The sequence below is a fragment of the Aquiflexum sp. genome, assembly GCF_977115555.1.
This window is the reverse complement of the sequence record NZ_CDSBKL010000207.1, coordinates 1-7,325: the sequence shown is the minus strand read 5'-3', so window position 1 is coordinate 7,325 and position 7,325 is coordinate 1. Positions and strand designations below refer to the sequence as shown.

5 protein-coding genes are annotated in these 7,325 nt (G+C 41.9%); 4 read left to right on the top strand and 1 reads right to left on the bottom strand.

The annotated features are described in order from the left end of the window. Positions 1-378 precede the first annotated feature (378 nt). From ACZFYI_RS12730 to ACZFYI_RS12715, 4 genes are all read left to right on the top strand, one after another. Entirely contained in the window at positions 379-1,185 is an 807-nt protein-coding gene (locus ACZFYI_RS12730) for a hypothetical protein (protein WP_462524511.1), read from the top strand. 62 nt (positions 1,186-1,247) lie between these two features. After that, positions 1,248-3,212, top strand: coding sequence for a glycoside hydrolase family 3 protein (locus ACZFYI_RS12725; RefSeq protein ID WP_462524510.1), 1,965 nt, complete (start codon positions 1,248-1,250; stop codon positions 3,210-3,212). A 79-nt stretch (positions 3,213-3,291) separates the two neighbouring features. Beyond that, complete coding sequence (locus ACZFYI_RS12720; protein ID WP_462524509.1) at positions 3,292-3,546, top strand: hypothetical protein; 255 nt, start codon at positions 3,292-3,294, stop codon at positions 3,544-3,546. Positions 3,547-3,680: 134 nt separating this feature from the next. Next, positions 3,681-4,487 carry a sterol desaturase family protein gene (locus ACZFYI_RS12715; RefSeq protein WP_462524508.1) on the top strand — a complete coding sequence of 269 codons (807 nt, stop codon included), beginning with the start codon at positions 3,681-3,683 and terminating at the stop codon, positions 4,485-4,487. Between the two features lie 365 nt (positions 4,488-4,852). Here ACZFYI_RS12715 and katG read toward each other — a convergent pair whose 3' ends face one another. Continuing rightward, positions 4,853-7,078: a catalase/peroxidase HPI gene (gene katG, locus ACZFYI_RS12710; protein ID WP_462524507.1), complete on the bottom strand. Its 2,226-nt coding sequence runs from the start codon at positions 7,076-7,078 to the stop codon at positions 4,853-4,855. Positions 7,079-7,325: the final 247 nt, after the last annotated feature.

Here is a 7,325-nt window from a genome sequence, read left to right as displayed (position 1 = left end):
AGAAGGGCCTGGGCCAGAAATAAAGAAGCGATTTTCGCAATCAAAAGAGAAATGGAAAGGACTCCGGGATTGAAGGTGACGCTGCCGGAAATGGTGGATGAGGAGTTATTGAAATTCTAATAATCAGATATCCTCTTTGGAAATTCCAGCTTGTTTCAAAATAGATAAAAGAGTTCCTGTTTTGAGGTCTTAGGTATGCAGTGGTACAAATTAGGCGACTTGATTGAAAAAGCGTAACCCTGAATTTTTAAAATTGACATTTACACAAAGATGCGGATATCTATCCAGCCGTCATTCTTATCCTCTGCGGCGGATCAAAGTGACGAAACACGGATTATTCATTGGTTCAAAATTAAAATTCTATAAATTTAGAAAATCATGAAATCAACATATCTCCTACTTACCTGCGCATTTTTGTGGTCTTGCCAAGGGAATTCCGTCACCAATGACCAATCCGATGCTACCATTGAATTTCAAAACAAGGGCCACGAAATCGTGTATAAAATGACCCAAAAAGCAGGCAACTACGAAAAACTTGCCTCTTTGAAAGATGTGGTCTATACCTACACCTATACCACTCCCGATGGCAAAGAAGATATTTCTACAGAGAAATATATTTTCGATGGGGAATTGTCATATGGTTCTTATGATAAACACGAAAGGACATTTCCAGATTTGGAAGGAAGAATAGAACAAGGCTTTGATGGGAATTCCTTTTGGCTAAAAAACAACGGAGCGTCAATTAAGGACGAGAAATCTCTCGAAAGAGTAACCTTTAACAGGAAAACCAATTTTTACTGGTTTACCATGTTTCAAAAGCTATTGGATCCGGGGCTTCATTACAAATACATCAAAGAAGCCACTATTGATGGGAATTCTTATGATGTCGTGGAAATCACCTTTACCTCAGAAGATGGAAAGCCAACTGATATTTATCAATTGTATGTCAACAAAGAAACGGCTCTGGTTGACCGGTTTTTGTTTACAGTTGTTGATTTCAATGTGGTAGAAATCCCCAATTTGATGAAGGTAGAATATGAGGATATTAATGGTCTACTCATTCCTACCAAAAGGAAATATACCAAAGCAAATTGGGATGGGGAAATCCTCAACGAAGATTGGATAAATGTCCATTGGACTGATATCAAATTCAACAATAACCTGACAAAAAAGCAATTTGAATAGGCCTTAACAAAGGACTGAGAAAAAAATATTTGAAGTAACAGTAGAATTTTAGACATCCTCATATGAAAAAAATACTCAAGATATTCCTTTATACCATTCTAGGTTTTGTGGGCTTAATCGTGGTCAGCCTTGCCTACATGTATGTGTCTTCAAGTATTGCGTCCAAAAGAAATATGGCAGATTTGGGACCAAGAGCGACGGAACTGATGATTGATGGGCTGTCATTTCGTGATTTGAATAAAAACGGAAAACTCGATGTTTATGAAGATCACCGTCAATCCGTCGAGGCCCGTACAGAAGACCTGTTATCACAGATGAATCTTGAAGAAAAAGCAGGTCTCATGTTTATTACCATGACTGGTATTGGCAGTAAGGGTGAATTGAGTGAATCCAAAACCATTTTCAATCCTTTTTCGATCATGTTTCCTGCCAACTCAGAGTTTGTGGTGAATAAGAAAATGAATCATTTTAACACCCTCCAATCACCTGAACCGATTGAGTTGATAAAGTGGAATAACAACATACAGGAATTGGCGGAACGTACCCGATTGGGCATTCCTGTCACGCATGCTACTGACCCAAGACATGGCGTACCCAATGCACCGGGAGCAAGTATCTATACTCCTTATTTTTCAAAATGGTGCTCTTACCCTGGTTTTGCAGCCATTGGTGATACCGTCCTGATGCGCGAATTTGGAGACATTGCCCGACAGGAATACCTCGCTGTCGGTTATCGTCTGACGCTTTCTCCCATGGCAGACCTAGCCACCGAACCGAGATGGTGGAGAATCAACGGGACCTTCGGGGAAGATGCAGAAATGTCCGCAATGCTGACCAAGGCTTATATTTTAGGTTTTCAGGGTGACAGCATCACTGACCAAAGCGTAGAGTGCATGGTCAAACATTTTTCCGGAGGTGGACCACAGGAGGATGGGATAGATTCACATTTCCCTCCGGGAAGACAGGCTTATCCGGGAAATAATTTCGATTATCATTTGATTCCTTTCGAAAAGGGAGCATTTCCGGCCAATGTAGCACAGGTTATGCCTTACTATGGCATCCCGATGGGTCAGACCGGTGAAGATGTGGGTTTTGGCTATAACAAGGAAATCATCACAGGAATGTTAAGAGAAAAATATCATTTCGATGGCATTGTATGTACCGATTGGGGCTTGGTGACTGACCAGAATATATTGTGGCTAGAGGGCAAACCCGCCTCGGCCCATGGGGTGGAAAATCTCACCGAACTGCAACGCGTGAAAAAGATCATCGATGCGGGCTGTGACATGTTTGGTGGAGAGGCAGTCCCGGAAATGGTTGTGGAATTGGTCAATTCAGGACAAATCAGTGAAGAACGGATTGACATTTCCGTGAGGAGAATTCTAAAGGAGAAATTTAAACTAGGTCTTTTTGATAATCCATACCTTACCGAAGAACCAATTTCTATCTTTGGCAATAAACAGTTTCAGGAGAAAGGAAGGGAATCGCAGAGAAGGTCATTGGTCTTGTTAAAAAACGAGAACAATATCCTTCCATTAGCACCCACCACAAAGATTTTCCTCCAAGGTTTCGATGAGGAAGAGTCTAAGAAATATGAAGGGATGACTGCTGATCTCAAAGATGCTGATGTCATCATATTGAAACTGAATACCCCCTACGACCCGGACGCAGCGCGGTATTTGGTAGAGAAAATATTTCACCAAGGAAGCCTCGAATTTCCTGAGAAGGAAAGAGAAAAGTTATTGAAATTGATACTTTCCAAGCCCACTGTTACCGTCATGAACCTGGAACGTCCGGCTGTTTTCCCTGAAATCAACAAAGAAAGTAAGGCTGTGATCGGTGATTTCAGCAGTCAGGATGATGTCATTTTGGATTTAATATTTGGAAAATTCAAACCTACAGGCAAACTGCCGTTTGAGTTACCTTCCTCTATGGCGGCTGTACTCAATCAAAGTGAGGACCTTCCCTATGATTCAAAAGATCCACTATACCCATTTGGGTTTGGATTGACCTACACTGACTTATAAAACAATTTCCAACAGATTCCATTCTTAACAAAGGAAATCTTAATTGAAAAAGATTGATAGGTATTCTAAATTGATAAAAATGAAAAACAAAGAAACCAAAGAGTACTCCATAGAGGAACTAGGCAAGCAAAAGAAGACTTTGGGGGTTTTAATTGCAGTCCTTGGCATTTTGATATTGCTTTATGCGATCTATTTCATTGTAAAGCTTTCCAACGGAACTTGGGATACCAACAATACACTTGGGATTACCGGGATTGGAATCTTGATCATTTCGATTTCTATTATTTCAATCCAAATGATGAAAATCGACAAAGAAATAAAAAGCCGTACCTAATTTAATCTTGTTGGTTTTCATCAAGGTATTATTTCCCGATGCGATAAGTTTTGGAAATCCCAAAGAAAAATCCATGAGTAAAAACTCCGAACGTGCATTTTTATTTAAATTCACGGTTTAATGAATTGCAAATAATGGATTTCAATTTAGACTGGCTATTGGCTACGGATTATTCCCTAGCCGGAAATTTTATCATGATTTTTTCGATTTTATTTGCAGGGATTTTCCTTAGGTACTTGTTTTTGGCTTGGATGTACCATGAGTTGGTCTATAAGAAACTCGGCGATGCCCTCCCTTATCGAAGGCTGCATCAGCAGGTCAAGGTGCCTCAGGTCAAGACAGAAATATGGTATTCCTTTCTTGGTGCAATCATTTTTGCTATTTCAGGGACGGTAATGCTGATTTTCTGGCAGCGTGGCTATACGCAATTGTACACAGCGCTTTCTGCTTGGGACATCCTTTGGCTACCGCTTAGCTTTTTTTTGGCACTGTTTATCCATGAGACGTATTACTATTGGCTGCACAGATGGATGCATAAACCAAAGGTTCTTAGATATTTCCACCACATTCACCACAACAGCCTTTATACGAGTTCATTTACCTCCTTTTCTTTTCATCCGATAGAAGCTTTTCTTCAGGCTATTTTTCTACCTGTACTTGTACTATTCCTCCCCATGCATTTTTCGGTCTTATTGGCTTTGTTGGTGACGATGTCGGTGACAGCCGTGATCAATCATGCCGGAGTGGAAGTCTATTCAAGTTCAACTTTGCGCTCCCCACTTGCGCGCTGGATGGTGGGAGCGACGCACCATGACCTGCACCACCTCAGGTACCGATGCAATTATGGCCTGTATTTCACTTTTTGGGATGTGTGGATGAAAACCGAGGATGCGGGATTTGAGCAGCGGTTTATCGACCATACCACCAAGAAAAATTCTTAAAAATATATGTATCTGAATCCTTCACGTATCTGATTTTTTCAAAAATTTCTTAATCATAACTGAACCTCATTTTTTCGAGGTGTGGAGGAAGGACGGCGGACCGGGCCGGCACCGGCCTTGTGCGTGGATAAGGGATTAAAACGGGAGTTTTAATAGCCAGATTGTGCGGCTGCACGTCTTGGCTTTTTTGGCTACTTTTTTTGCTAAGAAAAAAAGTAGCTGTTAAAAATGAGGAATTGATTTTATGTTGCCTTAAGAACCTCTTTAAAGTTAATTTTTGTGCGTGGGTTCATCCACATAATCATAACAAAAAAAAATGGCCCGTTTCCGGGCCATCTTTCTATCAAATAAAACCTTTCCAAATATTACGCTAGGTCAAACCGGTCAAGATTCATCACCTTGTTCCAAGCTGCAACGAAATCATTCAAGAATTTTTCTTTGCCATCTGCACATCCATACACCTCGGAAACCGCTCTCAATTCTGAATTAGAACCAAATATCAGATCAACGCGGGTAGCAGACCATTTAGGTTCTCCGGTCATCCTGTCGCTTCCTACGAACAAATTCTGTGTGTCTGAAGTCGCTCTCCAGGTTGTTCCCAAATCCAGTAGATTCAGGAAGAAGTCATTGGTCAAAGTCTCAGGATTCTGGGTAAGAACACCATGCCTTGATTTATCAAAGTTGGTGTTCAAGACACGAAGACCACCGACCAAGACGGTCATTTCAGGAGCTGTCAGGTTCAGAAGTTGTGCTTTGTCAACCAACATTTCTTCAGCAGAAGCCATGTTTTTTGCATTGAAATAATTGCGGAAACCATCAGCCTTGGGCTCTAAGAAAGCAAAAGAATCAATCTCAGTTTCGTCCTGAGAAGCATCCATTCTGCCTGGAGTAAATGGAACAGAAATTTCATTTCCGGCATTTTTTGCTGCTTTTTCAATGGCCGCGCATCCACCAAGAACAATAAGGTCAGCAAGTGACACTTTTTTGTTTCCCGACTGGGTGCTGTTAAACTCCTCTTGAATGCTTCCAAGCGTACCCAACACTTTGGCAAGTTGGGCTGGATTGTTGGCTACCCAATTTTTCATAGGCTCAAGACGGATACGTGCACCGTTGGCACCACCTCGCTTATCGGACCCTCTGAAAGTTGATGCCGAAGCCCAAGCTGTTGAAACCAACTCTGAAATCGTCAATCCTGAGGCCAAGATATTTTTCTTCAATTCTATAATATCAGATTCATTTACCAATTCATGGTTGACTGCAGGAATCGGATCCTGCCAGATCAAATCCTCAGCCGGTACTTCAGGACCCAAATAACGGGATTTTGGTCCCATATCACGGTGGGTCAATTTGAACCAAGCTTTTGCAAAAGCCTCGTTGAATTCCTCCGGATTTTCCAAGAAATGTCTGGATATCTTCTCGTAAATCGGATCCACTCTCAATGCTATGTCAGTAGTAAGCATGAATGGAGCATGTTTCTTATTCGGATCGTGGGCATCAGGTACAGTACCGGCTCCACCGTTATTGGCAGGCTTCCACTGATGTGCACCGGCAGGGCTTTTGGTCAGTTCCCATTCAAACCCAAATAGGTTTTCAAAATAGTTGTTGCTCCATCTGGTAGGTGTAGTGGTCCATGCACCTTCCAATCCTGAAGTGATGGTATCTTCTGCATTTCCTTTACCAAAAGAATTTTTCCAACCCATGCCCATCTCTTCAATTGTAGCACCTTCCGGCTCCGGACCTACATACTTGGTTGGGTCGGCTGCGCCGTGAGTCTTTCCTAAGGTGTGTCCACCTGCAATCAGGGCTACCGTTTCATAATCATTCATAGCCATACGGCCAAAAGTCTCTCTGATATCATAAGCCGCTCCCTGTGGGTCAGGCTTGCCCTGTGGCCCTTCGGGATTGACATAGATGAGACCCATGTGGGATGCTCCCAATGGCTGCTCTAATTCTCTCTCCCCACTGTATCTCTTATCATCACCCATCCATTGTCCTTCAGAACCCCAATAAACATCCTCCGCAGGCTCCCAAACATCAGCCCTACCACCGGCAAAACCGTATGTTTCAAAACCCATTGTTTCCAAGGCCACGTTTCCGGTCAGAATCATCAAATCTGCCCAAGAAAGTTTTTTGCCATATTTTTGCTTGATCGGCCAAAGAAGCAAACGCGCCTTGTCCAAGTTGGCATTATCCGGCCAGCTGTTTAGCGGAGCAAAACGTTGGGTTCCAAATCCGGCGCCGCCTCGTCCATCCTGAACGCGGTAAGTTCCTGCACTGTGCCAAGCCATTCTGATCATTAATGGTCCGTAATTGCCATAATCTGCCGGCCACCAGTCCTGTGAAGTCTGAAGTACATCAGCAATATCTTTTTTTACTTCGGCAAGGTCCAAAGACTTGAACGCCTCAGCATAATTGAAATCTTCTCCCATTGGGTTGGAAAGTGAAGAATGCTGACGCAAAATATTCAGCTTCAACTGATTTGGCCACCAGTCACGGTTTCGGGGTCCCGCACCGGCCGCTTGTGAGAGTTGACCATTGTGAAATGGGCACTTGCTCAAATCGCCACCATTTTGATTTTTGTTATGATCCATAATTGAATTGATTATTTTGATATAATTTCAAATTTACTAAATATAGGGATTATTGAATTTAATTTTCGATTGATAAAATCTATGACTCTTGTACAAATCCAATAAGCAATGAACTTATCGAAATTCGTTTTGTTAAAAAATGATTTTGGTCAGCAGATTCAATTTTTCATCAAAATCAAGAATGGTTTTTCTATTTCCATCTGCTTAAGCTGTTGGCAGATTGGATAGTAAGAGACTTTTAGGCTTT